We start from the raw sequence: 25,699 nt of genomic DNA, 5'->3' as shown, positions 1-25,699 counted from the left end.
TAGGACTTATTTGTCTGAGTGATCGTCTTTAGGTTCACTCAGACATTCTAAACCGTTCTCGGTCATCATCCATTCCGAAAAGTCCTGATTGTCGTTCGAATCGCAATCCCAATAACTGTATCCTGTTAAGTAGTCCCTTAAGTTGTGATTGATCTTTAAACGAGTACCTACTGGTACATATAAAATCAGCTGCACTTCCTGAGCACGATAATTCGATTTCTTCAATAACTCTAAACCAGAGCTAAAATTCAAGACTGAATCACGTTGCTGAAAATCATAATGTATGTTCTGTGCATTTTTTAAAGCCATCTCAAACGTTTTGCCCATGGCACTATAGTTTTCTGAAAGCGTCATTTTTCCATTCTCACTTTTTTCCAGTCTCAGGTTCATATTTCTCGGCTGATCCAAGGGCCCACGGCCATCTTTCAAGATCCTGCGCCCTTTGTAATTGATCGGATCGATCTTATAGTTTAAGCTATCTTCCTTAGTAAAGAACCTGGTTTTATCAACAGACAATACCATAGTTTGATGCGGCACCAGCTCTTTTACCTGTGCGAACTCCGCACTTTCCTTGAACTCTGCAGTTACTTTAGCAATGTAGAATACGGACACAGCAATACCTGCCAGCCAAATGATCAATAAACCAAAAGAAACTGTTTTATGGACAGGCTTACCATTAAAAGCCACCCGGATAGAAAATAGTACCAGTGCCAGGATTGGGATCATGAACACCACAAAAGCAGCGAGGATCATTTTGCTGAAATAAGCTTCATTGATGATGCTGAAAGGAAAATAAGAATAGACATCTGCATCCCATACTCCAAATACACCCGCCAGACTGATGATCAGCATCAGTAGTAAAAAGGAGCCAAAGATGACGATGGCAGTAGCCAACAACTTAAGTACCGCTTTTCCAGTGCCATTGATAAAGTTCCCTAGAAATTCGAAAAACTCCGCAAGAAAACCACGGGATTGTTTCACCAACGGATTCTGGTGGCTGTTCATAAAACCTCTCAAATTAGCTTCTTCCCCTCTCATCGCCATTTTATCAGACTTAGTTTCTGCTTTAGGAATCACGATCCACATGATCAGGTAAATTAGAATTCCTGAACCACCCATAAAGATGGAAAGTAATGCTGCCAACCGCACCCAGCGTGCCTCGATATTGAGGTAATGACCCAATCCAACACATACACCAGCGATCATTGCCTGATCCGTATCGCGGAATAATTTCTTAATCCCATCATGAGGAGGCATCGCCTGCTGCGGATTTCCTGGGATTTCATCCTGCTCTTCCGAGTTTTCAAAATCTTTCACAGAACCCATTTGGGCAATCACCGTTTGCACATCCTGAATATCGATTACTTGCTTTTGCTGTTGCGACAGCATCTCTCCAAACATCTCTGCAATCCTGTTCTCTATGTCCGTTACAATTTCGAAATCATCTGCATTTTTTGCAAAATGGTGTTTTACTTCATTCAGGTAAACGGTGAGCGTCTCATAGGCATCTTCTTCCAGGTGGATGATGGAATTGCCAATATTTATATTTAAAGTCTTCTTCATGATTTGGTTAGGTTTATTTGGGTTTCGGATTCCATAGTTGTTCCTTTTTTAGAGGTGTTGATGGCATAAGCCAGTTCCTGCCAGGTATGGTCCAGCTGACCAAGAATCGCTTTTCCTTCTTCGGTTAACACGTAGTATTTTCTGGGTGGCCCTGAAGTTGATTCTACCCAGTTATAACTCAGCAAGCCGTTGTTCTTCAAACGGGTGAGCAATGGATACAAAGTACCTTCCACCACCAGCAATTTTGCCAACTTTAATTCTGCGATAATATCAGAAGCATAGATCTCTCCTCTGGATATGATCAGGAGCACACAGTATTCCAGTATGCCCTTTCGCATTTGTGTTTGTGTATTTTCTGCTATCATAATTCAAAGTTATGTGTTTTATATAGTAATATGCAATACATAGTACTATATAACAACAAAAGCAGGACATAACATATTGTAAATCAGTGTATTTATTTTTTAGGTGGATCTAAACAATCGATTTATGAAAAAGGCTTAAAAAGAGTACACTGCAAATAGAATACAGTACCAAATCATTGATAATGAGTGTAAAAACGAAATAAATAAAGGTAAAAATCGATGAAAAGCACAAATTATGAACATTCCAACATTTACAGGCAAGTTTGGCTCGCAGTTTGCATTAAATTAAGCATATCTAAGAAAAACATCTACCTATGTTAAGTAAATCGTTTTCCATATTTCATGTTTTTGCAAGGCAAAAGAAAGAAAAGGCTGAAAAGGCATTGACACGAAGAGAGTGGATCAATGCAGATCGGATCGTGCTGATCTTTTTGCTGCTAGCAACGATTGTTGGAGCGATTGTTTTTTCCTGAATTATGGGAGAAACAGAGATTAATTAATTTTTAGAGCGTACTTATTGTACGCTTTTTTTATGCGGTTAAAATCCAATTAGAAAAAATCATTGATCCCCTTTTACCAAAAAGAATTACAGCAATAGGGTGTCAATCCGATGGGCTTGTACCCGATCTTGTCTGACGGACCAGCTATAAATGGTAAAATGGCCATCCTGGGAGGCCACTAATGCCGTCGCATCTCTTTGATCATGCACAAACTGAGCGGCAGAAAGATGTCTTGTCCCCCCTACTTTTGTAGGATGAACCACAATGGCATCTCCACCTTTAATCGGTTCCGAGAAAGAAATTTCGTCAATATTGTCTTTTCCTTTCGCGCGTCCGATCTTGGCACCAAAAGCCAAGAGCTCATAATCATCGCTGATTACTGTAGCGCCATCTACTGCTGTTAAACCTGCTAAATGCTCCACTTCCCGCTTCAGGGCAGTTTGCCAGAAAATCTGACTCGCTTCTTTACGGTCTTGTTGCAGTAATTTAGAAAGCCCGGTAAAAGCCGGCTGTACATAGTACTGAATAGGTTTAATAATAGATTGCAGCCATTGATTGGTCTCATTAGGCACGATCAGCAAGGTTCCGCCTCGCCCATGGCTCCGCATAGAAACCGCAAGCTGAATCATCACATTGACAGAATCATTCCAATAAGAAGGCGCAGTAAGGTCGAGCAAGGAAAGCAGCATCGGCGGACAATCCCCCATATCAGTATGGTTTTCCTCTACCATTTTCACCTGGTCACCTTTGAGCACAGCGATATTCGTAAACTTTCCAAATCCATAAATGCGACGGTGTTTGATCACCAGTAAAGCAGGTTCAGAAACATCAAGTACAAAGCAGAAATTAGGAATGCTCACCGTAGTTCCCCAGATAAAAAGCTCATCATTTTCCATCCATACGCCCAGATGAATTCCTGCTCTTTCCACACCAGGTGCGATTTTAGTCAGAATTCCAGCGCTTAAAGGCAGCCGGTGCTTGAAAAGCAATGGATTTCCTGCCTGCTGAGGAGGGAGATAAGCCAAAGAAATCTTCGGTGAATGTCCCTCCTCTTTGCGCAAACTTGCCCAAAAAGTAGCGTCAATGATCGCTTCAACCACATTTGCAGTAGGCAGGGGTGCCAGATCATCCTCTCCACTTTCTCGGGCAGCAGAAAGATGTGCTGCGAAAATAGCTTCAACTTTTGGGGCAATCACCCTTGCTGCCTGATAGGTCGAGTAGTAGATCATGCCATAAAGTTAAACTATTCGTACTATTTTATGGTATACCTGATGCCAAAAAAACCACGGATATTTTGATTGGGCCCATACACATAATTCGGGTCAAACGTCAAGGCGTAAGGATTGCTTTCTGTAGATTTTACTTTACCATGGTCGTCATAAACCACGTTTTTATCAAAAGGATCATTTGCTCCAGCAATGATAAAAGGATTTCCGCGATTTGGTGTCCAGTTCAGCAGGTTCTTTATCCCCCCATAGAGTTCAAATCGCTGAAATCCACTGTAGGTAAACTGAATATTCTGGATGCTCCAGGTTGGAGAGAATTCATCCCTAGGATCTAGTGGACCAAGCAACGGCAGTCGCATCGGACTGTAGACATTCCCGGTATAATCAATGCCTAGATCCAGCGCTCTAATTTTATACGAAACTGCCCAATTTCCGGAAAATCTTTCCGTCAGGATCTGCTGCTTTTTGATGCCATGTTCGTAGCTGGCCACATCTTGATAAGTAGCGCCTATAACCACTTTTAAACCGTTATTTAAGGCCATATCGAAATTTGCTGTTAAGCCTTTACTCACTGCATAACCATCCAGGTTATCATAAATGATCTTATTCGGATCAGTATCAAAATCTCCAATAATCCGATTATTGAAATGTGTATAAAATGCTGAGGTTTCAATTCCAAAATACGTCCCATCATTGGCGTACATTTTCCTTAGGAAATTCAGGTTCACATTATACGTTTTTTCAGGTTTCAACTTTGAGGCAATGACTACATCCCGGGCACCGGTTAATGCAGCATGGTCTTCAGTAAAGATATTAACCACCCTAAAGCCGGTTCCTGCATTTAAGCGGAGGATATTCTGATCATTCAGCTTCCATTTATAAGCTACTCTTGGCGTTAGGATATCGCCATGGAGAGAATTATAATCGTATCGGAAACCAGCCAAAACGGAATGTTTAGTATTCAAACGGATTTCATCCTGTATAAAAATCCCAGGAAGCCAAATGTTTTTAGCGGGGTTATTCAGCTCCGTTGCCGGCGTATTGTCGTCATAATAAGTATAGCGCAATGCCGTTCCGATCAATAAATCATGACTGCTGATCTTTTTATCCCAGGTCAACTGACCGAATCCGACCTTTTGATTTGCGATGTACGATTTATCACCATATCGGCTATCCTGGTCATGGTTGTTAAAAGAGAAGGCGAAGAACATTTTCTCTTTTACAGGCAATTGATAATTTCCAATCAATTCCCATCTTTTGGTATAGATACTTTCGCCATATACCTCATCGCCTCCACGGTAGGAGGTATTCCAATTCGTTTCTCCACCCCATCGGTCTTCATATAAATAACGGCCTGCAATGGTAAACAATCTCTTGTCTTTACGCTGGAAATTCCATTTCTGAAAAATGGAGATTCTATCCTGCAAAGTCACATCAGTAAAATTATCATGGTTATGGTCTACCACATTCCCGAATTTATAATAATTAACACCTGTTAATGCCGTTGCGGTACCAAGTTTAGTTTTCAATCCAAGATCTGCATTAAACTCCTGATAGGTGGTTCCAAAGATATCCGCAGTAAATAAAGGTGCGTTTTGAGGTTTTTTAGTGATAATATTGATCAATCCTCCCACCGCCTCACTTCCATATAAAGAGGAAGCCGGACCTTTTACAATCTCCATCTGTTCAACCAGGGAATTTGGGATTCCTGAAAGGCCATAAACCGTCGACAAACTACTTACAATTGGCATCCCATCAATTAAAATCATTGTATAAGGCCCTTCTAATCCATTGATATGGATGTCTCCCGTGTTACAAATATTACAATTCAGCTGTGGCCTTACCCCATTCACATTTTGCAGGGCATCAAAAATACTTGGTGTTGGATTTTTTCTAAAGAACGCCGGGGTATATACCTCTACCGGGACCGGACTTTCTAATCTATTCACCTCTTTCAATGTACCGGTAACGACCACTTCATTCAGGTCGTTCTGGAAATTACTTAGGTCGAAATCCAATCGCAATGTTTCTTCTGATTTCAAGAAAATGTTTTTAAACATTTTCTTGAAGCCAACTGCAGAGGCCTGGACTTTATAAGTCCCTGCTTTTACTGAAGGTAATTCATAAAAACCGGCACTATCAGTAGTAGTCACTATAGCCGGCTGCCCAATACTGATGTTGACTTGCGAAAGCGGAGTTCCTTCGGAAATCACCCTTCCCCGGATGGTACCCGTTTGGCCGGGGGCAGCCAGGCTGCAGAGTAAAAATAACATCAGGGTAAGGGATCGCGTAAAAACTATTTTCATATACACTTAATTTAAAAAGTTAGACCAACAAAACATTACAAAACTATAAAAGTTAGACTTGCCTAACAAATGTTATTTGAGATTTATTGTTTTATATTTGTTGCATGCTATCTTATACGGAAGAAAACTATTTAAAAGCCTTACTGAAATTGAGTTTTCAGAATGAGGCAAAGCCTGAAGCTGGCACCAATGAAATGGCTGCCCATTTGGGTGTAAAGCCTGCCACCGCCACGGATATGCTGAAAAAGCTGAAAGAAAAGGAACTGGTCAACTATAAGAAATATGGAAAGATCTTATTGACTGATTCTGGAAAGCAGCAAGCGATTGCCATTTTAAGAAAGCACCGTTTATGGGAAACTTTTCTTTATGAAAAGCTGGACTTCAGTTGGGATGAAGTTCATGAGGTTGCGGAACAACTGGAGCATATCCAATCCAACAAATTGGTGGATAAGCTGGAAGAATTTCTGGGCTTCCCTGAATTTGATCCACATGGTGATCCTATTCCGAAAGCCAATGGCGATATGCCTAAAGTGGAGAAGATCCTGCTTTCGGAAGTAAAAGAAGGGGAAGTTTGCTGGGTAGTCGCGGTAAAAGACACCTCAACTGTATTCCTGCAATACCTGGAAAAACTAGAAATTACCATTGGAACCCCTATAAAAGTATTAGAACGCATAGATTTCGACGGTTCAATGAGCATTCAGATCTCCGATCAGGAAGCCAGAAACGTATCTATGAAATTTGCAGAAAATTTATTTATCACCCTCCATCAACGATAAAATATGTCAACAGAAATAAAATGTCCGAATTGCGCCCATTCTTTTCCAATAGAAGAAGTGATGGCGGAGGAGTATAAAAAAGACCTCAGAGAAAAAATGGTCACTTTTACAAAGCAAAAGGATGAAGAATACCAACAGAAGCTAAGTAAGTTAACGCAGCAGCAAAAAGACCAGGAACAGGTTTATGAGCAGCAGCAAAAACTGCAGGCCCAGGCTTTTGAAAAACAGTTGGCGGAAGAAAAGAAGGTACTGCAGACTGCCATCGAGGAAACGCTAAGGAAAAGTATTGCCAGTGATTTTGAGAACAAACTTGCCATGATGGACAATGCCCAGAAGGAAGCGGAAGAAAAGTTAAAACTTGCCCGTTCCAAAGAGCTGGATTTCCTGATGAAAGAAAAGGCAATGAAGGAGAAAGAAGAAGAGATGGAGCTCCAGCTGCATCGGAAACTTCAGGAGCAGCGTGCCGAAATGGTGGAGCAGATTAGAAAACAAGAAACAGAAAAAAACAACCTTAAAGATACCGAGCACCAACTCCGCGTTAAAGAGCTGGAGAAACAATTGGATGATCAGAAAAAACTGGCGGAAGAAATGAAGCGCAAGGCGGAACAAGGATCTATGCAATTACAGGGAGAAGTTCAGGAGCTGATCCTTGAAGAATTATTGCGCAATGCCTTCCCTTTTGACCTGATTACGGAAGTTGGTAAAGGCGTAAGAGGTGCGGATTGCGTGCACCACGTGAGAAATCAATTTGGGCAGGAATGTGGGAAAATCATTTATGAAAGTAAGCGCACCAAGGATTTCTCGATGGAATGGATAGAGAAATTAAAGAAAGACATGCGGAGCATGGGTGTAGATGTAGCCGTAATTGTGACCCAGTGCTATCCAAAAGGAATGGATTGCTTTGGTGAAAAAGATGGTGTATGGATCTGTTCATTTGATGAGGTAAAGGCAGTTTCTTACATCCTTAGGGATGGTATTGTGAAGTTGTTTTCTGCCGCAAAATCACAGGAAAACCGTGGTGATAAAATGCACATGTTATACGATTACCTAACCAGCAACGAATTTTCTGAACAGTGGAAAGCGATCAGAGAAGGCTTTATGAGCATGAAATTATCGATTCAGAAAGAACGTGATGCGATGGAGAAAATGTGGAAAGCAAGAGAGAAACAGCTGGAAAAAGTGATGTTGAATGCCGCACATATCCGTGGTTCCATCGAAGGAATTGCCGGTACTGACACCATTCAGCTGAGCCTGACCGATGATGAAGATGATACTTTACTCCTAGAATCTTAGGCACATGATTTACGCAAAAAAGAAAGTTCAGCATACGGCCAATCTAGCCGCACAAACGGCAAAGATTATTGCCAACGTAAAAGAACTGGAAGAGAAAAACATCATCCGGATCGAAGGGAATGAGGTTTATTTATATCCTGAGATATGGAAAGATAAAGCCACTGCCCTGAATTGGATCAAATGTCTTCACCTTTATTGCATGATGAAAAAGCGCTTCAAAGAAAATGATGCCTTATTCTTTAAACATATAGAAACGAAAGCGCCGATTGGCGCTTTCAAAAATAAAAAAGCTATAGTACTGATTTCTTTTGAGACCAGCGATCAGTCTTCCAGCACTCCTGCTCCTCAGTAGTTAAAAATGACCAGGCCAGAAAACGGCTGATCTTCTGTCCTTGTGCCATCTCTATCGTTCTAATTTGTAATGGATTAACTTTATCTAAGGCAGTATATATAAAAGGAAGATGCATGCTTTTCGAAACTAGTGTGGAAAACCAAAAACATTGTTTTCCGATGGTTTCACTCTCCTGAATCATCTTTCTGATGAAGCCAACTTCACCACCTTCACACCACAATTCAGCCTGCTGTCCACCGAAATTCAGCACAGGAGTTTTACCTCTTTGCGTGCCCAAATTCCTCACTTTTCTTTGTGAACCTTCTCTTGCCTCTTCTGCTGAAGCGTGGAATGGTGGGTTACACATCGTGAAATCGAAAAGCTCTCCAGGTTTCAATATGCCTTTAAAAATCTGATTTTTATGAGCCTGTAATCTCGGAAACACGGAAGCCGATAAGGCCGGGTTAATCGTTGCTAAGTTTTTAGCAGATTTAATCGCATAAGAATCTACATCAGAACCAACAAATGACCATCCATATTCCTGATGTCCAATGATGGGATAAATACAGTTGGCACCAATACCAATGTCAAGGCCTTTAATTTTTAGGCCTTGAGGAACAGCACCAGCGTTTACCGAGGCCAGTAAATCTGCCAGGTAATGCACATAATCTGCTCTTCCTGGAATTGGCGGACAAAGGTATCCTTCAGGAATATCCCAATGGTCTATCTGATAGAAATGTTTCAGCAACGCCTGGTTCAACAACCTCACCGCCATGGGATTTGAAAAATCTATGGACTCATCACCATAAGGATTGACCGCCACAAAAGGACGTAATTCCGGCAATGTTTTAATCAGTTCCGGAAAATCATACCTGGAACGGTGTTTGTTTCTTGGGTGTAACTCGTTTTTCTCTATTGACATTACCTTCAGCTAAATGATCGCCAAAGGTAAGGTTATTTTAATTTTCGACCGGGATTAAATCATCTTCTACATTTATGTAATCGGATCCATCATCGCTGAGACCCCCTCCAACAATTTGCGATTAAAAGCAAGATGGCGCATTTAATAATTGGAAATCCAGTAAAGCATGACGTACTTTGTAAGGTTACAAAATAGAATTTGTACCGCAGCTATGACTAAATTTATCAAGAGTTTTGGTTATGCCTTTTCTGGAATCGCTTACGCCAGCAAAAGCCAATTTAATTTCAGATTTCATGTAGTGGTGCTGATGCTGGTCGGCATTGCCGGATGGTATTATCGGCTGAATTCTTCGGAGTGGCTTTGGATCATCGCGGCCTCAGGAATTGTATTGGGCGCAGAATTGTTCAATACTGCCATAGAGGTGCTGGTAGATCTGGTTTCTCCGGATGTCCATCCAAAAGCAAAAATCATCAAGGATGTTGCTGCCGGAGCAGTACTGATTGCGGCATTCTCCGCTGTTTTGATTGGATTAATCATCTTCCTGCCAAAAATCTATTATGCTGCATAAAACACGTGGAATCGTATTAAAAACGACACTATATAGTGAGAGCAGTGTGGTGGTACAAATGTTTACCGAGAAATTTGGCATGCAGTCTTACCTGATCAATGGAGTAAAAAAACCAAGGGCGAAGATCAGAATGAATATGCTGCAGCCGCTGCATCTCGTAGATATGGTAGTTTACCATAAAGTAAATTCCAGCATTCAACGCATTTCTGAACTGAGACCATCCCCTATTTTTAGCAGCATACCTTACGACATTCTAAAAAGTACGATGGCCATGTTCCTGAATGAAGTGCTGTATAAAAGCATTCGTCAGCAGATGACCGACGAGTATTTATTTGATTTTATCTTTAATGCAGTCTGCTGGCTTGATGAATCTCAGGGTATAAATGTGAATTTTCACCTGGCTTTTCTGTTAAAATTATCGCGTTACCTCGGTTTCGCCCCGAGTTCACAGACCAAAACTGACCAAAGTTATTTCGATTTACAGGAAGGAGAGTTTAAATCTTTACCTCCTGCACACCCACATTTTATCGAGAAGGACGACTCAGTACTCTTTATTTCACTATTTATTTTGCCTTTCGAAAAAATAATTGAAATAAAATTAGATAATAAAACTCGACGTAGAATCCTTGATAAAATACTGATTTACTATACCTTACATACGGCTTCTTTTGGAGAAATCCGCTCACACCAGGTTCTGGAAGATATATTATCATAAAATAGTTGAAAATATTTTTGCAAAACTGATTTAAGGGTGTATATTTGCAATCCCAAAACGAAGGTAACTTTGCAAAACGGGAAAGAGCTTACTCAGCTCATATTTAATACAAATAGAGTACAGCAGAAGGGAAATTAGCTCAGCTGGTTCAGAGCACCTCGTTTACACCGAGGGGGTCGGGGGTTCGAACCCCTCATTTCCCACCAAAAACAGACACTCCGCTGTTTTAAAACAAAAAGAGTAAACCAAAAGGGAAATTAGCTCAGCTGGTTCAGAGCACCTCGTTTACACCGAGGGGGTCGGGGGTTCGAACCCCTCATTTCCCACCAAAACCTTTCAGATCTTCTGGAAGGTTTTTTTATGTCTTCTATTTTGAGACCTCTCCAGCCAGAAATGGGGGATCAAGCGGATCAACCCAAATGTTAAGATCAATCCCAAATGTTGTGGAGCAAATGGATGCACAGCTATTAAAATGTTAATTAACAAAATCAAAAGTTATCCACAATCTCAGCAAAGACAAAAACAAATAAACAACTGTAAAACAAATAATTAACCTCATTAAACACCAACAAATCCATGTGGATAAACTGTGAAGAACCCGTGCATAAGTATGTGAATAAGGTGTTGATAACAGCTGTTTTTACTATTTAAACTTCTTATTCAATTAATTCAAATTCCTTTAACACCTTTTCTACACATAGCCATTACAGCTCACCGAAGGTAAAAGAAAAATGTCGCCTGCAACATAAGGATGCGTACTCCCATTTACATACTGCTACCCTTCCCCTTTCAGGATATAAACCAGTTCAAAAAAATCACTTGATTTCCCACGTTTCTTCCAGTTTTCATAGGATACGATGCTGACAAAGAAGTTTTCGTGATTAATTTCCATGATGCAACATAAACTACAATTCTATCAAGAGCGAAATATTCCATATAAATACTGCTTTTTCTCATTCCCATACTCAGCAAAATCTGGGAATATATTCAACTTTGCCTAAGTTTCTAGGGGAAAAAAATCACTGCTGCTAAAAAGAAAGATAAATGATCAAAAGAAACAGCATGCTCCCAAAAGAACAGCATACATCCAAAAAAGCACCCACCCTAAAAAAGTAATATGAAAATAAGCGCGATACCCAGAAGAATCGTAACGGGCCTTAAAAACGGCCGATCCCTGATTATTGAGGATAAAAAAGTAACGAATGTTTCCGAACACCTACCTGGATTGCTAATTTCCGATATTTGGGCGACCAATTCCATGCCCGTGGATTTAACACAGGAGCTAATCGTTGACAATACCCTGATTCCAGACCCACCAAAACAAGGCCGTTATTTTAGGTATGTAAGTATTCCACCAGACAAAGACCTGGGTATACAGGATAAGATTGCAAACGAAGCACACCCCCTGATGCACAAAACTGACACGTTGGACTACATCATTATTTTATCCGGAGAACTTTACCTCATCCTTGATGAAGAAGAGACCTTATTAAAAACCGGCGATATTGTGATTCAAAAAGGAACAAACCACGCATGGAGTAACCGATCGGATCAACCCTGCGTTCAGTTGGCTATATTATTAGATACCAGTAAATAACAATAGCCGGAAATCTCCTTAGGAATCCGGCTATTGTGCTTGATGATCAACTGACTATTTCAATTGATAAGCCATCACTGTTTTCTTATAAAAAGTTGGGATATAAACGATCTTTTTTACCGGATCATAACCAATGTCTGCTGTATTTTTCTTCTCTAAATGCGTATCCAGTAATACCTCCGTTTTACCATCAGCGGTTACATAATAAACATAACCACCCCAGCTGGAACAGATAAAGTCCCCATTACCAATAGGCTCTAATCCATCTCCGCCAGCTGGCAGCAGTCCTATTTCAGTGATCTTTTTATTTTCGTCAGCTTTCAAAAGGTTCTTACCGGCAAGGATGTATAAATCCTTTTTAATGGCTTTTAATCCATTAACGCCACTTAGATTGTTCAGGTATAGGGAAGGAACATTATCTTCAATTTTAAAAATCTCTTTTGTTCTGGAATCAGATACATATACAATTCCTTTATCATCCACAGTGACATCGTTTAAGAATTTAGTGTTTTTAATCGGGATTTTACGAATCACTTTCCCTTTGGCAATATCCATTACTACGACCTCAGTTAAATCCGTAGCATACAGCAGATTTCCGAATTTGGCCAGACCTTTTGGAGAATTTAAGCCGGTAATCCATTCCAGATTGATCACTTTTCCATCCAGACCGAGCTTCCCAATCCCCCCAATCCCATCCTTATCATCCGGACTATTTCCCATAATAGACACATATAAAATCTTTGCTTTCGGATCGTGTAAAACTGACTCCGGCATATTTACCACACTATCCGTTTCCCAGAGTTTAACTAGCTGCTGCTGTGCCTTTAAGGAAATGGACAAAAAAAACATAGAGATTAAAAAGAAATACTTTTTCATGTTTACCTGTTTTGATGAATGGAAAGTTTGCAATTAAATAATTAGGGGATTAAAACTACTATCCCAAGTTAGCCAATTAGTAAACAATATCATCAAAAACGGTCGATTATCCTCATAAACAGTTAAATAAGAGCTGACAAGCAAAGTCCCTACTTTCCAAAAATCAAATAAAAGTTAACTTCAAATACGCAAAACAGATAAAACAAGCAGAAAACCAAATGAAGTTAATCAGGAAATACGGTAAGAAAGGGAACAAGAATACGATATCCTAAAAACCAATTAAAAAACTAAGTAGAAACAACCACCATAACCAATCATACCAAAAATCAGGCAAACCATGAACAACAGAAACATCATGCCCCGCATCAGCGGACTTATCTTTTCGTTATTCTTTTCTGCAACAACCTTTTTATATGCGCAATCCAGTTTGTATGCACAATCCAATTCCTCGGATTTAAAAAATTGGCCAAAGGGCAGTTCTCCAAAGGAGATTGGCAACCGGGTGGCCGCACGATTTGTCCAGACTCCACATACCAATTTTAACAAACCAGGGCCACCAAGAGTGATCACCTACCCGGAATCTGTGGCCTGGTACGGGGCCCTTACTTTCGCAAAATCCAGTGGCAATAAAACCCTGGTTAAGCAATTAGCTGATCGTTTTGATCCATTTTTTGGAGTAGAAGAGAAAATGATTCCCACACCGGATCATGTAGATTATAGCGTATTTGGGGCTGTTCCTTTAGAGTTCTATAAACAGACAAAACATAAAAAGTACCTGAATATGGGACTTGCCATTGCCGATAAACAATGGGGACCACCGGAAGGCCCAAGAGTAAAACCGGAGTCTCATGACTTCTATAATAAAGGTTACACCTGGCAAACACGGCTATGGATTGATGATATGTATATGATTACTGCACTGCAGGCCCAGGCTTTCCGCGCTACTGGAGATCAGAAATACATCGACCGCGCGGCCAAAGAAATAGTGTTTTACCTGAATGAACTTCAAAAACCAAACGGCTTATTTTTTCATGCACCGGATGTGCCTTATTACTGGGGAAGAGGTAATGGCTGGATGGCGGCCGGCATGGCTGAACTGCTGAGTTCTATGCCAAAACAACATCCCAACAGACCAAGAATCCTGAAAGGATACCTGGATATGATGGCTTCGCTGCTTAAATATCAAGGTAAAAATGGGATGTGGAATCAGTTGATCGACGGCCCGGAAGCATGGCCGGAAACTTCGGCAACGGGCATGTTCACTTTTGCCATGATTACGGGTGTAAAAAATGGCTGGCTGAATAAGGACCTCTATGGAAAAGCGGCAAAAAATGGTTGGCTGGGCTTGATCAGTTACCTCAATGCAGATGCTGATATTTCGGACGTATGCGAGGGAACAAACAAAAAGGACGACCGTCAATATTATCTGGATCGGAAACGAAATACTGGAGATTTGCATGGACAGGCCCCTATTTTATGGTGTGCCACCGCACTATTGAGCCCTTAATATTTACTGCAATCATCAATCTCTCACTTACTGATTTTCTAGGAAATCTTCATTTTCTGATGAGGTTGAGCACGATTTACTATAGAAATCAGGCTCAACCCCTTCTTTTCAGTAGAAAAACCGTTACCAAAACAATAAATTAAGGTTAAATAGGTTTTTTTATATGTTTATTTGTAGTAATAAACTAACCTAAACTTAAATTACTTTGTTATACCTGAGCAAGCTGTGTTTTCAGCGGCTCTGTATAATTTAACTGACCATTCTGTGAAGCACCAAATCGCCTATATCACCATCATTCGTCCGGCCAATCTGGTCACGTCTGTTGCAGATGTGCTTGCCGGCGTGGCTATTTCAGGATACTTTTTAACTACTGCTTTCGACTTCGAACACCTGACTCCAATTTTACTTCTTTGTATTGCTACGCTTGGGCTTTATAGCGGCGGCGTGATCTTCAACGATGTATTTGATGTAGAGACCGATAGAAAAGAACGTCCGGGGCGTCCAATTCCAAGTGGAGCAATCAGTCGAAAAGATGCAGCGGTTTTTGGGGGAATTTGCTTTACCATCGGCATCATTGCGGCAGCCTCGGTAAACCTAACCTCACTCGTATTGGCGCTGCTCATCTTAATTGCAGCTTTAACTTATGATAAATGGTCGAAGCACCTAACCGTGATCGGTCCCATCAATATGGGTTTATGCAGAGGATTAAATTTACTTTTAGGGGTAAGTATTTTTTCCAGAACCCCAGAGATTTGGTGGCTGGTGATTGCCGTTATTCCAATTGTTTACATTGCTTCTCTTACCATTATCAATAGAAGAAAGGGAGATGATAAAAGTAAAACGAGCTTATATCTTGCTGCCTTTTTATATGCTTTTGTGATTGCCTGTATCTTATTTATTGCCAATAGCAAGGGCTTTTTCCTAATGACTATTCTGTTTGTAATTCCTTTTTACCTGATGATTTTCACACCCTTATTTAAAGCGGTCGACCATCCTAACGGGGAAAACATCGATAAATCAGTAAAGGCGGGAGTAATTGCCCTGATCCTGCTCAATGCGGCATGGGCCAGCGCTTTTGGCATCTGGTATATCGCATTGCTGATCGTTCTATTACTCCCTTTATCCTTATGGCTGAGTAAAAATTTTACCGTTAGTTAACCGGTACCAGCTTATAAATGATGCCTGGTGATTCTACTGCAATGTAGATATAACCATCCGGTGCCATTCTCACATCTCTTAGTCTGCCGATATTTTTGAAAAGGATCTCCTCTTTAGTCACTTTATTATCTTTTAACACACTTCTATTTAAATATTGAAAACGCAAAGATCCAGTTAGTAAATTACCTTCCCAGCCTTTATAGCGGTTTCCGGTCACGAAAGCCATACCACTTGGCCCTATCGAAGGAATCCAATAATGTATCGGCGGCGTAATTCCCTCTTTTTCTGACACATCGCTGATCACTTTTCCATTGTAATTGATGCCATAAGTAGCTACCGGCCAGCCATAGTTTTTACCCGGCTGCACGATGTTAATTTCGTCACCACCTCTTGGTCCATGTTCATTTTCCCAGATGGCTCCGGTTTGCGGATGAATCGTCATCCCTTGAGGATTTCTATTGCCATAAGTATAAATTGAAGTTGCGGCTCCAGCAGTTTTCACAAAAGGATTATCGGATGGAATACTGCCATCAGTTTTAATTCTATGAATTTTGCCCAGGTCATTTCCTTTGATCTCCTGTGGATTTTCCTTTTCATTTCCACGCTCTCCAACGGAGATATATAGATATCCCTCTTTACCAAAAGCCAGTCGCGAGCCATAATGATGCTGGGTACGAGACCATGGTTTGGCCACAAAAATATCTTTTTGTTCAGTCAGCTGATTACCTTCCAGTTTAGCTTTCAACACGGCAGTAGTGGCCAATACCACACCATCTTCAGTTTTAGGTTTAGAATAAGAAAGGTAAATAGTTTTGTTTTGTGCGAAATTTGGATCCAGCACCACATCCATCAATCCACCTTGTCCTTTATTCAATAAAGCAGGCAGGCCCTGGATATTCTGTAAAGATTTATCTTTGCCAACACGGTAAAATTTGCCGTTACGGTCTGTCACCAATAGTTCCTGATTAGGCAAGAAGGCCATTCCCCATGGAATATCCATTCCTTTTGCTACCGTATCCAAACGAATGGTCATGACTTCCGTCTTGAAGACACTACTCTTTGGCTTATCTGAATCCCTGTAACGGTCTACGTTTTTGATTCCTTTTAAGATATAATCAGCCAGGTCTTTAATCTCCACATCGGTAAATGAGGAATCAAAAGAAGGCATCCCTTCATTGGCATAACCTTGTTTAATGGCTTTCACCAGGTCTTCTTTTTTATTGCCATGTTTCCATTGGCGATCCACAAAAGCATCCATTTTTTCGCCATGGCAGCCACCGCAAAAATTACGATAGTTTAAGGCCGCTTTTTCTTCCAGGAATTGGGGATCAGCAATGAGGTGTTTTTTTAATGGTGTTGTCTGAGGCTTGATTTGAGGCTTTTCATCAAAACTCAGCAAAGTTGTCAACACGCCACCAAGAACCAGGGCGCTGCCAAAATACTTTATCATATTGAATTACTTTTAGTGTGTTTGAACACCTAAAATACACATAAATCCAGAGAAATCACTGTCAGGAAAGGCATGATTTCCTATAATAATTGTTACATAAAGGTAATCCAGATTTTTTCGCTACCCTCCTCCCTTTTTTTATTGTCATAGTTATTACATTTGAATAGACACACACCTAGAACCACCATGAATTCGAGAAGATCATTTTTAAAGAAAGCAGCGCTCTTGTCCGGAGCTGCCGGACTTCCAAACGTCCTCCCCATGTCCATTCAAAAGGCCATGGCTATCAGTGCGGACCCGGGAACCACCTTTCATGATGCGGAACATGTGGTCTTCCTCATGCAGGAAAACCGCTCTTTCGATCACCTGTTTGGTAAATTAAAAGGAGTTAGGGGTTTCAATGACCCAAGAACGTTTAGCCTACCGAATAAGAACAAAGTATGGCTGCAGCAAGATGCCGCCGGAAAAACTTATGCCCCCTTTCATGTAGACATCAATAAGACTAAAATCACCTGGCAAGGTGGATTGCCTCATTCCTGGTCGGACCAGCTTGCGGCCCGTAATGAAGGAAAATACGACAAATGGGTTCCTGTAAAATCGCATCTGGCACTTGGTTATTACGACCGTACCGATATTCCTTTCTACTATGCAATGGCTGATGCCTTCACCATTTGCGACCATAATTTCTGCTCTTCTTTAACCGGAACTACCCCAAACAGGCTATTTTTCTGGACAGGCACCATCCGCCCGGAGCAAAATGGAACCTCCATCGCTGCGGTGAATAATTCTCAGGCAGAATCCCGCGAGAATGCTTTTGTAGACTGGGATACTTTCCCGGAATTACTGGAAGACAATGACATCAGCTGGAAAATTTACCAGAATGAAATCTGGACAGCCGATTTACCAGGTGACACTGTAGACGATTGGCTGGGTAATTATGGCGATAATGCGATAGAATATGTGAAGCGCTACAATGTAAAACTTGCGGCTTACTTCAGAAAGAACGGTGATAAAACGGCTAAACCACCATTAACACCAGCTGAAGTAACCGAAAAATACAATAAACTGAGTAATCGTGAGAAAAACCTGATCGACAAAGCTTTTGCCAGTAACATTAATGCCCCGGAAAATTACCTGGAGCTTGCTCCTTTTTCATTTACTGATGATGAAGGGAAATCACAAACGATCAACATCCCGAAAAACGATATTTTCCACCAATTCCGTTCTGATGTAGACAACGGAAAATTACCTACTGTTTCCTGGCTGGTGGCTCCTCAAAGATTTTCTGACCATACCAGCTCCCCATTATATGGCACCTGGTATGTTTCTGAAGCAATAGATATACTAACGAAAAATCCTGAAGTCTGGAAAAAGACAATTTTCATCCTTACTTATGACGAGAATGACGGTTATTTTGATCACATTCCGCCTTATGTAGTTCCGAAACCTGGGGATGCAGGTACTGGAAAAGTTTCTGAGCAGATAGACATTGCACCGGACTATGAATTGAAAAAAGACAGTCCGATTGGATTGGGTTATCGGGTACCGATGCTGGTTGCCTCGCCATGGAGCAAGGGCGGATACGTGAATTCACAGGTATTTGACCATACCTCCTGTCTGATGTTTTTGGAAACCTTCCTAAGTCAGAAGACAGGGAAAAAGATCAAAAGTAAAAACATCAGCAGCTGGAGAAGGGCAATTTGTGGAGATTTAACCTCTGCATTCCGACCTGCAAAAGCAGATCCCTCGAAGCCAGTTACTGCATTGAAAAAAGAAGCAGTAATTACCGGAATCCAGAATGCAAAAAATAAACCGGCACAGGTAAAACCTGATGCATTAACCGCAGCAGAAATTTCAAACATCAATGCGCATGCTGCTTTTGATCCTGATGCTCCATCGGCCATGCCGCAGCAAGAAAAAGGAACAAAACCGGCCTGTGCTTTACCCTATCAACTTTTTGCAGATGTACATCTGGATCCTGCAAAGAAAACCATTCAAATAGATTTAGAATCAGGAAAAGGCAATTTCGGACAGAAGTTAGTTCCCGTAGGTGCACCCTTCCTGATGTATAGTCGGGCAAATTACCAGCAGAAGCCAGGCAAAACCTGGAATTATGCCGTACTTGCAGGAGATCGAATTAGTGATCATCTGAAACTATCCGACTTCGAAAAAGACAGTTATCATTTGTGTATCAATGGTCCAAATGGATTTTTCCGTCAGTTTAAAGGCAATCCACAGGATCCCGCTTTAAAAACCAGCTGCGGATATGAAGTTTCCGGTATGCTGACTAAAAAAGGTACTGGAAATATCCAACTGTTATTGGAAAATGAAGGTCCCATTCCACTAAAGGTTAAGATTAAAGACCTGAGTTATCAGAAAAACAAAAGCCAGGAAATCTCTTTATCTCCAAAAGGAAAGGCTAAAGTAATCGTAGATCTGCAAAAAAGCAAGTCATGGTACGACTTTTCAATAGAGGTAATTGGACACCAGGGTTTCCTTAAACACTATGCTGGTCATGTGGAAACAGGTGAAGAGAGCATCACCGATCCATATATGGGCGGACTCGTCTAATTTAAAGCAATAAAGAAAACAGTTGGCAGCAGCTGTTTTCTTTATTGCTTTACTTCCTGCTCTTCCTGCTTCTCTACATCGAGCTCTACCTCCCCACGTTCATTCTCTTTTGCTGTCCATAGCGGGTATAGAAAAAGAATCGCTGCGGCCATAAAACATAAACCTGCCAATTCGAGCGCATAGATGTTATACTGCTGCCCGCTAGTCGCCATGATGATGTAGACAACCAGTGCAATTACCCCAAGGATAATGGCATACACCGCTTTCTGAAGTTTCATTACTTTGATCATAATAGGAGGTCATTAGTTTATCATTCATTGTTAACAAAAACCAAACCAATGTTCAAAAAGAAATCCTCTCAGAGGAGGCCAGCGAGGAGATAAATCTATTTTTTTTCCTAATTTACGAGCTTATTAAATAATAACCTTCGGTTTGCGGGGGCTCTTCGGCGTATTGCCAAGGATAACAATGCATTTTTTAATTCTAAAAAATGTAACTTTGCAACTTTAATTTTTTGGAGATACTTGATTGATGTATAGGGAATTTAAACAGCTGGAACTAGCTAAAATAGGAAAAGAAATACTTGAATTTTGGAAAGCGGAAAACATCTTTGAGAAGAGTATTTCAACGCGTTCAAAATCGAACCCATTCACCTTTTATGAAGGCCCGCCTTCTGCAAATGGAATGCCTGGGATCCACCATGTGATGGCACGTGCGATTAAAGATATTTTTTGCCGTTATAAAACATTAAAAGGCTTTCAGGTAAAGCGTAAAGGCGGATGGGATACCCATGGATTGCCTATTGAGCTTGCTGTAGAAAAGAAATTAGGCATTACTAAAGAAGACATCGGAAAGAAAATTTCCGTGGAAGAATACAATACTGCTTGTAAAGAGGAGGTGATGAAATACACAGATGTATGGAATGACTTAACCGAAAAAATGGGCTATTGGGTAGACCTTGAAAATCCTTATATCACTTATGAAAGCGAATATATTGAGTCTTTATGGTCGATCTTAAAATCGTTCTACGACAAAGGTCTTTTGTACAAAGGATATACCGTACAGCCCTACTCTCCTGCTGCAGGAACAGGCTTAAGCTCACATGAGCTGAACCAGCCAGGTACCTACAAGATGTTGAAAGACACCTCGATCACCGCTCAGTTTTTCCTTAAAAAGGATCAGCAGCATCCATTGATGGCAGATCTTTTTGAAAATGAGCAGGAAGAAACCGCAATTATCGCCTGGACCACAACGCCATGGACCTTGCCTTCTAACTGTGCATTGGCCGTCGGCGAAAAAATCACCTATGTGAAAGTGAAAACTTTCAACCCTTATACTTTCCTTCCGGTAAGTGTGGTTCTTGCCAAAGATCTGGTAGGAAAACACTTTAAAGCGGATGCCGCAGCAATTGCTTTGGAAGATTATAAAGCTGGTGATAAACTGGTTCCATGGACTATCGTTAAAGAATTTACAGGTAAAGATCTGATTGGCCTACATTACCATCAATTGATGCCTTATGTGACCAATGATGACCTGGAAACAAATGCTTTCCGCGTAATTCCTGGTGATTTTGTAACTACAGAAGACGGTACAGGTATCGTTCACACTGCTTCTATTTTTGGTGCAGACGATTTTCGTATCGCCAAAGAGGCAGGTGTTCCTTCCGTACTGGTGAAAGATGAAAATGGGAATGATGCGCCTTTAGTAGACAAACAAGGTAAGTTTGTGAAAGAGGTGACTGATTTCGCCGGTCGTTATGTAAAAGAAGAATACTATTCAGACGAAGAACGTGCTGCTGTTGATTTTAAACCTACAGATGTGCTGATTGCCATCAAATTAAAAGAAGACAACAAAGCATTCGACGTTAAAAAATATGAACACAGTTACCCGCACTGCTGGAGAACTGACAAGCCGATCCTTTATTATCCTTTAGACAGCTGGTTCATCAGAACAACAGCAGTAAAAGAGAAAATGGTGGCTTTAAATAAAACTATTAACTGGAAACCTGAGGCCACAGGAACAGGGCGTTTTGGCAACTGGCTGGAAAACCTGGTAGACTGGAACCTTTCGCGCTCGCGCTATTGGGGTACTCCTTTACCAATCTGGCGTACAGAAGATGGCAAGCAAGAAAAATGTATCGGTTCTATCGAGGAACTGAATGCAGAAATTCAGAAATCCGTTGCTGCAGGCTACATGGAAGCTGGTTTTGAGTTGAAAGATATGCACCGTCCTTATGTAGATGATGTTATCCTGACGGCGGATAACGGCGAAAGAATGCTGCGTGAATTAGACCTGATTGATGTTTGGTTTGATAGCGGTGCCATGCCTTATGCACAATGGCATTTCCCTTTTGAAAACAAAGAAGAATTTACAAATTCCTATCCTGCTGATTTTATTGCCGAAGGTGTAGATCAAACGCGTGGCTGGTTTTTTACTTTACATGCCATTGCAGTGATGTTAAGCGAGTCTAGCGAGGAGATTAAAGCGATCAATGAGAAAGTAGGCAATCCAGGTGTAGCATTTAAAAACGTGGTTTCCAATGGATTGGTACTAGACAAAAACGGCAACAAAATGTCTAAACGATTGGGCAATGGTGTGGATCCTTTTGCTACAATCGATACGTATAGTGCGGATGCAACGCGTTGGTACATGATCAGCAATGCTTCACCTTGGGATAACCTTAAATTTAACACCGATGGTATTGACGAGGTTCGCCGTAAGTTTTTCGGAACCCTTTACAACACCTATTCTTTCTTCGCTTTATATGCGAACATTGATAAGTTTGTGATCGATGAGGAAAACCAGACACCAATTGCAGAACGCAGTGAGTTAGACCGCTGGATCCTATCCTTATTGCAGACGCTGATTGCGGAAGTAGATGAGAGTTACCAGAGTTATGAGCCAACAAAGGCTTCAAGAGCGATTCAGACATTTGTGGATGAGCATTTGAGTAACTGGTACATCCGTTTATCCCGTCGCCGTTTCTGGAAAGGTGAGATGACCGCAGATAAAAAAGCTGCTTACGAAACTTTATATACCTGTTTAACGAGCATCGCCCAGATCATGTCGCCGGTAGCACCATTCTTCGCAGATTGGCTGTATCAGAACTTATCGGTAACTGTTCAAAACAATGCTACCGAATCTGTGCATTTGACCTTATGGAATGAAGCAGATCATTCTCTGATCGATACAGGACTAAATGAACGCATGGAACTGGCACAAAACATCTCTTCGATGGTACTTTCCCTACGTAAAAAAAGCAGCATTAATGTACGTCAGCCATTGGCAAAAATCTTAATTCCGGTATTGGACAAGAAATTTGCGGAGCAGGTGGAATTGGTGAAAGAGCTGATTTTGTCGGAAACAAACATCAAAACGATTGAATATATTACGGATGCTGCAGGTTTCATCAAGAAAAAAATCAAACCTAACTTTAAAGCCTTAGGACCTAAGGTAGGTAAGGAAATGAAAATGGTGGCTGAGCTGATCACGAACATGAGTCCGGAGGAATTAACTGGTTTTGAGGCTACTGGTGAGTACCTGGTTCCAAACACCGAGTACATTGTTCAATTGACTGATGTGGAGATCATTGCGGAAGATATTCCGGGATGGCAAGTGACCAATCTCGGCAGCCTGACTGTTGCTTTAGATGTCACCATAACTGACGAATTGAAGCAGGAAGGTTTGTCTCGTGAGCTGATTAATAGAATTCAAAATCTACGAAAAGAATTAAACTTTGAGGTTACCGATCGCATTACAGTCTCTTTACAAAACCATAATCTGATTGCAAATGCAGTTGCTCAAAATAAAACCTACATTTGTTCAGAAATTTTAGCAGATAAAATTAATTTAATAGATAAATTAGAAGGTGGAAACAAAATCGTCATTGATGATGTTGAACTAGATATTTCGATCGCAAAACAATAATATTATGGAAAAAGCTATAAAAACACGGTATTCAGATAGTGAACTTCAAGAGTTTAAAGAACTTATTCAAGGAAAACTACGTATGGCGAGAGAAGAATTTCTTTCACTAACCAGCTCATTAAGTAGCCCGAACTCTAACGGAACTGAAGATACTTCAGGAACCTATAAAACATTAGAAGATGGCTCTGCAACTTTAGAGAAAGAACAATTGAACCAGCTGGCAGCACGTCAGAAGAAATTCATTGAAAACTTAGAAGCGGCATTGGTACGTATTGAGAACAAAACGTATGGCATTTGCCGTGAGACTGGTAAACTGATTCAGAAAGAACGTTTACGCGCAGTGCCTCATGCTACGCTAAGTATGGAAGCTAAATTGAAGCAGAGCTAATGAAGGGATATACTAAACCTTTACTGATTATATTTTTAATATTGCTGGCTGATCAGCTGATCAAGACATGGGTTAAAACCAATATGTACTTGGGACAGGAGTTCAAAATTATTGGAGATTGGTGTATCATCCACTTCACTGAGAACAATGGAATGGCTTTTGGCCTTGAATTTGGCGGTGAATTTGGTAAACTATCCCTTTCTTTATTCAGAATTGCAGCGGTAGCAGGTATTGGATATGGTTTACATTACCTGATCCAAAGAAAATACCACAGAGGATTAATTATGAATGTAGCCCTGATCTTTTCCGGCGCATTGGGCAATATCATTGACTCCGTGTTTTATGGAAAAATCTACGGTTACGCAGGTTGGTTTCATGGAAGAGTAGTAGATATGTTTTACTTCCCGCTGGTAGAGGGCGTGTTTCCTAAATGGGTGCCAATATGGGGTGGTGAAGATTATATCTTCTTCAGACCGGTGTTTAACCTTGCGGATGCAGCGATTTCTATCGGGGTAATCCTGATCCTGATTTATCAGAAAACTTATTTTAAGGAAGAGATAAATGAAGAAATTGGTCTGAACAATGAAATTGCAGAAGATTAAAACCTTATAAATCTAATCAGCCCGTAAAGCAAATGTTTTACGGGTTTTTTTATTCTAATCGATTTTTTAAGCAAAGAATTTTAACAAAAAATACAACTCATAATGAATGAGTTAAGTGCAATTTTGTAAATTGTGTGCTTGGTTGATATGGAATTGACCAACTATTTACATCTTCTTATCAAATACACAAAAAGAAAAACAACTATTATGAAAAAGTTATTTGCCCTTGCCTTCGTTGCCTTATTCAGTTTAAGTGCCATGGCTCAACAAGTAGACCTAAGAAAAAAAATTAGTGTGAGCGGATCTGCAGAAACAGAAGTGACTCCAGATATTATTTACATCAGCATCTCTTTAAAAGAATATTTAAAAGATAACAACAGCAAGAAAAAAGTAGAAATTACCACCTTAGAAACTCAATTGTATAATGCGATTCAGGCTGCTGGTATTTCAAAAGAGAATTTAACGATTAACAATTTATCAGGTTATACCGTTGCCGAGAAAAAGAAAAATCCTGATTTCCTGGTGAGCAAACAATACCGTTTGAAAGTAAGCGACCTGAATAAGTTCAATGAAATCATTGGTGATGTAGATCCAAAAGGAATCGCTTATACCAATATTGATAGCTATGACTATTCAAAAATTGAAGCGTTAAAAAAAGAATTAAAAATTAAAGCATTGCAGGCTGCAAAAGCAAAAGCGATCTACCTTGTAGAAGCAATTGGGGATAAATTAGGTGGTGTAATCGATATTCAGGAATTAAACAACGAATCTTACCCTCAGCCAATGTATCGTAATGTGATGATGATGAAATCAGAAAGCGCAGATATGGCTGGAGCACCAGCTCCGGAGATCGACTTCAAGAAAATAAAACTGACTTACACCATGAATACCGTGTTTGAGATCAGATAATGCTGACCACAGGAATACACACTTTTAGTCTTTCCCTGCTGATCAGAGGCCCTATAACAAATTAAAATATATTTTGCTATATGCCTCAGGCATACTAAAAACAACGTTTTTTTAAGCAGGAAATCCTTGATAAAAAACCTACCATTATT

Annotated in this window: 22 protein-coding genes and 2 tRNA genes; 16 read left to right on the top strand and 8 right to left on the bottom strand. The window is 40.5% G+C overall.

Translation table 11 applies throughout. The features are described 5' to 3' along the window. Positions 1-6 precede the first annotated feature (6 nt). Entirely contained in the window at positions 7-1,563 is a 1,557-nt protein-coding gene (locus H9X96_RS07850; RefSeq protein WP_187665765.1) for a PspC domain-containing protein, read from the bottom strand. After that, on the bottom strand, positions 1,560-1,928 hold the full coding sequence (locus H9X96_RS07845) for a PadR family transcriptional regulator (protein WP_187665764.1): 369 nt from the start codon (positions 1,926-1,928) through the stop codon (positions 1,560-1,562). Before H9X96_RS07845 ends, H9X96_RS07850 begins: the two co-directional genes overlap by 4 nt. A gap of 314 nt (positions 1,929-2,242) precedes the next feature. Here H9X96_RS07845 and H9X96_RS07840 point away from each other — a divergent pair, with 314 nt between their 5' ends. Then, positions 2,243-2,401 carry a hypothetical protein gene (locus H9X96_RS07840; RefSeq protein WP_187665763.1) on the top strand — a complete coding sequence of 53 codons (159 nt, stop codon included), beginning with the start codon at positions 2,243-2,245 and terminating at the stop codon, positions 2,399-2,401. Between the two features lie 113 nt (positions 2,402-2,514). Here H9X96_RS07840 and H9X96_RS07835 read toward each other — a convergent pair whose 3' ends face one another. Both H9X96_RS07835 and H9X96_RS07830 read right to left on the bottom strand, forming a co-directional pair. Next, the gene (locus H9X96_RS07835; RefSeq protein ID WP_187665762.1) at positions 2,515-3,657 is read right to left on the bottom strand and encodes a putative sensor domain DACNV-containing protein; all 1,143 of its coding nucleotides are present in this window, start codon (positions 3,655-3,657) and stop codon (positions 2,515-2,517) included. 23 nt (positions 3,658-3,680) lie between these two features. Then, the gene (locus H9X96_RS07830) at positions 3,681-5,960 is read right to left on the bottom strand and encodes a TonB-dependent receptor (RefSeq protein ID WP_187665761.1); all 2,280 of its coding nucleotides are present in this window, start codon (positions 5,958-5,960) and stop codon (positions 3,681-3,683) included. Positions 5,961-6,064: 104 nt separating this feature from the next. Here H9X96_RS07830 and H9X96_RS07825 point away from each other — a divergent pair, with 104 nt between their 5' ends. Genes H9X96_RS07825 through H9X96_RS07815 form a run of 3 tightly spaced genes read left to right on the top strand, consistent with a single transcriptional unit; the run spans position 6,065 to position 8,381 of the window. Further along, complete coding sequence (locus H9X96_RS07825; protein ID WP_187665760.1) at positions 6,065-6,736, top strand: metal-dependent transcriptional regulator; 672 nt, start codon at positions 6,065-6,067, stop codon at positions 6,734-6,736. Between the two features lie 3 nt (positions 6,737-6,739). Next, positions 6,740-8,029: a DUF2130 domain-containing protein gene (locus H9X96_RS07820; RefSeq protein ID WP_187665759.1), complete on the top strand. Its 1,290-nt coding sequence runs from the start codon at positions 6,740-6,742 to the stop codon at positions 8,027-8,029. Positions 8,030-8,033: 4 nt separating this feature from the next. After that, positions 8,034-8,381 carry a hypothetical protein gene (locus H9X96_RS07815; protein WP_187665758.1) on the top strand — a complete coding sequence of 116 codons (348 nt, stop codon included), beginning with the start codon at positions 8,034-8,036 and terminating at the stop codon, positions 8,379-8,381. On the opposite strand, the gene rlmF is transcribed toward H9X96_RS07815, so the two are convergent. After that, complete coding sequence (gene rlmF, locus H9X96_RS07810; RefSeq protein ID WP_187665757.1) at positions 8,320-9,282, bottom strand: 23S rRNA (adenine(1618)-N(6))-methyltransferase RlmF; 963 nt, start codon at positions 9,280-9,282, stop codon at positions 8,320-8,322. The genes H9X96_RS07815 and rlmF overlap by 62 nt on opposite strands. Before the next feature lie 211 nt (positions 9,283-9,493). On the opposite strand from rlmF, the gene H9X96_RS07805 reads away from it, so the two are divergent. The 5 genes from H9X96_RS07805 to H9X96_RS07785 all read left to right on the top strand — a co-directional run bounded on the left by H9X96_RS07805 (position 9,494) and on the right by H9X96_RS07785 (position 12,162). After that, the gene (locus H9X96_RS07805; RefSeq protein WP_187665756.1) at positions 9,494-9,850 is read left to right on the top strand and encodes a diacylglycerol kinase family protein; all 357 of its coding nucleotides are present in this window, start codon (positions 9,494-9,496) and stop codon (positions 9,848-9,850) included. Next, complete coding sequence (gene recO / locus H9X96_RS07800) at positions 9,840-10,565, top strand: DNA repair protein RecO (RefSeq protein ID WP_187665755.1); 726 nt, start codon at positions 9,840-9,842, stop codon at positions 10,563-10,565. The genes H9X96_RS07805 and recO overlap by 11 nt, the downstream gene beginning before the upstream one ends. Before the next feature lie 128 nt (positions 10,566-10,693). Beyond that, a tRNA-Val gene (locus H9X96_RS07795) sits at positions 10,694-10,771 on the top strand. 45 nt (positions 10,772-10,816) lie between these two features. Next, positions 10,817-10,894, top strand: a tRNA-Val gene (locus H9X96_RS07790). Between the two features lie 788 nt (positions 10,895-11,682). Then, the gene (locus H9X96_RS07785; RefSeq protein WP_187665754.1) at positions 11,683-12,162 is read left to right on the top strand and encodes a cupin domain-containing protein; all 480 of its coding nucleotides are present in this window, start codon (positions 11,683-11,685) and stop codon (positions 12,160-12,162) included. A 54-nt stretch (positions 12,163-12,216) separates the two neighbouring features. Here the strand turns inward: H9X96_RS07785 and H9X96_RS07780 are convergent, their stop codons facing one another. Continuing rightward, entirely contained in the window at positions 12,217-13,038 is an 822-nt protein-coding gene (locus H9X96_RS07780; RefSeq protein ID WP_187665753.1) for an ATP-binding protein, read from the bottom strand. A gap of 337 nt (positions 13,039-13,375) precedes the next feature. Between H9X96_RS07780 and H9X96_RS07775 the strand changes: the two genes are divergently transcribed. Then, positions 13,376-14,545: a glycoside hydrolase family 105 protein gene (locus H9X96_RS07775; RefSeq protein ID WP_222943850.1), complete on the top strand. Its 1,170-nt coding sequence runs from the start codon at positions 13,376-13,378 to the stop codon at positions 14,543-14,545. Between the two features lie 264 nt (positions 14,546-14,809). Beyond that, positions 14,810-15,703 (top strand): UbiA-like protein EboC, encoded by an 894-nt coding sequence (gene eboC, locus H9X96_RS07770; RefSeq protein ID WP_370576722.1) that lies wholly within the window; start codon positions 14,810-14,812, stop codon positions 15,701-15,703. On the opposite strand, the gene H9X96_RS07765 is transcribed toward eboC, so the two are convergent. Continuing rightward, the gene (locus H9X96_RS07765) at positions 15,696-17,153 is read right to left on the bottom strand and encodes a PQQ-dependent sugar dehydrogenase (RefSeq protein ID WP_187665752.1); all 1,458 of its coding nucleotides are present in this window, start codon (positions 17,151-17,153) and stop codon (positions 15,696-15,698) included. The genes eboC and H9X96_RS07765 overlap by 8 nt on opposite strands. Before the next feature lie 186 nt (positions 17,154-17,339). Here H9X96_RS07765 and H9X96_RS07760 point away from each other — a divergent pair, with 186 nt between their 5' ends. Continuing rightward, on the top strand, positions 17,340-19,724 hold the full coding sequence (locus H9X96_RS07760) for a phosphocholine-specific phospholipase C (protein WP_187665751.1): 2,385 nt from the start codon (positions 17,340-17,342) through the stop codon (positions 19,722-19,724). Between the two features lie 41 nt (positions 19,725-19,765). Here H9X96_RS07760 and H9X96_RS07755 read toward each other — a convergent pair whose 3' ends face one another. Next, a complete protein-coding gene (locus H9X96_RS07755; protein ID WP_187665750.1) occupies positions 19,766-20,014 on the bottom strand; it encodes an isoleucyl-tRNA synthetase in 249 nt (82 codons plus the stop codon). A 241-nt stretch (positions 20,015-20,255) separates the two neighbouring features. On the opposite strand from H9X96_RS07755, the gene ileS reads away from it, so the two are divergent. The 4 genes from ileS to H9X96_RS07735 all read left to right on the top strand — a co-directional run bounded on the left by ileS (position 20,256) and on the right by H9X96_RS07735 (position 25,550). After that, the gene (gene ileS, locus H9X96_RS07750) at positions 20,256-23,651 is read left to right on the top strand and encodes an isoleucine--tRNA ligase (protein WP_187665749.1); all 3,396 of its coding nucleotides are present in this window, start codon (positions 20,256-20,258) and stop codon (positions 23,649-23,651) included. Positions 23,652-23,655: 4 nt separating this feature from the next. After that, positions 23,656-24,039, top strand: coding sequence for a TraR/DksA C4-type zinc finger protein (locus H9X96_RS07745; protein WP_187665748.1), 384 nt, complete (start codon positions 23,656-23,658; stop codon positions 24,037-24,039). Further along, a complete protein-coding gene (locus tag H9X96_RS07740; protein WP_187665747.1) occupies positions 24,039-24,641 on the top strand; it encodes a lipoprotein signal peptidase in 603 nt (200 codons plus the stop codon). Before H9X96_RS07745 ends, H9X96_RS07740 begins: the two co-directional genes overlap by 1 nt. Before the next feature lie 207 nt (positions 24,642-24,848). Then, positions 24,849-25,550 (top strand): SIMPL domain-containing protein, encoded by a 702-nt coding sequence (locus H9X96_RS07735; protein WP_187665746.1) that lies wholly within the window; start codon positions 24,849-24,851, stop codon positions 25,548-25,550. Positions 25,551-25,699 lie beyond the last annotated feature (149 nt).

The sequence above is a fragment of the Pedobacter sp. N36a genome (assembly GCF_014472395.1).
Classification (GTDB): Bacteria; Bacteroidota; Bacteroidia; order Sphingobacteriales; family Sphingobacteriaceae; genus Pedobacter.
Note: the sequence above shows the minus strand (reverse complement) of the source record. Positions and strands in the feature narration are given on the sequence as shown.

Excerpts from the sequence above, each read along its gene's own strand:
- H9X96_RS07850 (WP_187665765.1), bottom strand. The coding sequence starts at position 1,563 with ATGAAGAAGACTTTAAATATAAATATTGGCAATTCCATCATCCACCTG.
- H9X96_RS07845 (WP_187665764.1), bottom strand. The coding sequence starts at position 1,928 with ATGATAGCAGAAAATACACAAACACAAATGCGAAAGGGCATACTGGAA.
- H9X96_RS07840 (WP_187665763.1), top strand. The coding sequence starts at position 2,243 with ATGTTAAGTAAATCGTTTTCCATATTTCATGTTTTTGCAAGGCAAAAG.
- H9X96_RS07835 (WP_187665762.1), bottom strand. The coding sequence starts at position 3,657 with ATGATCTACTACTCGACCTATCAGGCAGCAAGGGTGATTGCCCCAAAA.
- H9X96_RS07830 (WP_187665761.1), bottom strand. The coding sequence starts at position 5,960 with ATGAAAATAGTTTTTACGCGATCCCTTACCCTGATGTTATTTTTACTC.
- H9X96_RS07825 (WP_187665760.1), top strand. The coding sequence starts at position 6,065 with ATGCTATCTTATACGGAAGAAAACTATTTAAAAGCCTTACTGAAATTG.
- H9X96_RS07820 (WP_187665759.1), top strand. The coding sequence starts at position 6,740 with ATGTCAACAGAAATAAAATGTCCGAATTGCGCCCATTCTTTTCCAATA.
- H9X96_RS07815 (WP_187665758.1), top strand. The coding sequence starts at position 8,034 with ATGATTTACGCAAAAAAGAAAGTTCAGCATACGGCCAATCTAGCCGCA.
- rlmF (WP_187665757.1), bottom strand. The coding sequence starts at position 9,282 with ATGTCAATAGAGAAAAACGAGTTACACCCAAGAAACAAACACCGTTCC.
- H9X96_RS07805 (WP_187665756.1), top strand. The coding sequence starts at position 9,494 with ATGACTAAATTTATCAAGAGTTTTGGTTATGCCTTTTCTGGAATCGCT.
- recO (WP_187665755.1), top strand. The coding sequence starts at position 9,840 with ATGCTGCATAAAACACGTGGAATCGTATTAAAAACGACACTATATAGT.
- H9X96_RS07785 (WP_187665754.1), top strand. The coding sequence starts at position 11,683 with ATGAAAATAAGCGCGATACCCAGAAGAATCGTAACGGGCCTTAAAAAC.
- H9X96_RS07780 (WP_187665753.1), bottom strand. The coding sequence starts at position 13,038 with ATGAAAAAGTATTTCTTTTTAATCTCTATGTTTTTTTTGTCCATTTCC.
- H9X96_RS07775 (WP_222943850.1), top strand. The coding sequence starts at position 13,376 with ATGAACAACAGAAACATCATGCCCCGCATCAGCGGACTTATCTTTTCG.
- H9X96_RS07765 (WP_187665752.1), bottom strand. The coding sequence starts at position 17,153 with ATGATAAAGTATTTTGGCAGCGCCCTGGTTCTTGGTGGCGTGTTGACA.
- H9X96_RS07760 (WP_187665751.1), top strand. The coding sequence starts at position 17,340 with ATGAATTCGAGAAGATCATTTTTAAAGAAAGCAGCGCTCTTGTCCGGA.
- H9X96_RS07755 (WP_187665750.1), bottom strand. The coding sequence starts at position 20,014 with ATGATCAAAGTAATGAAACTTCAGAAAGCGGTGTATGCCATTATCCTT.
- ileS (WP_187665749.1), top strand. The coding sequence starts at position 20,256 with ATGTATAGGGAATTTAAACAGCTGGAACTAGCTAAAATAGGAAAAGAA.
- H9X96_RS07745 (WP_187665748.1), top strand. The coding sequence starts at position 23,656 with ATGGAAAAAGCTATAAAAACACGGTATTCAGATAGTGAACTTCAAGAG.
- H9X96_RS07740 (WP_187665747.1), top strand. The coding sequence starts at position 24,039 with ATGAAGGGATATACTAAACCTTTACTGATTATATTTTTAATATTGCTG.
- H9X96_RS07735 (WP_187665746.1), top strand. The coding sequence starts at position 24,849 with ATGAAAAAGTTATTTGCCCTTGCCTTCGTTGCCTTATTCAGTTTAAGT.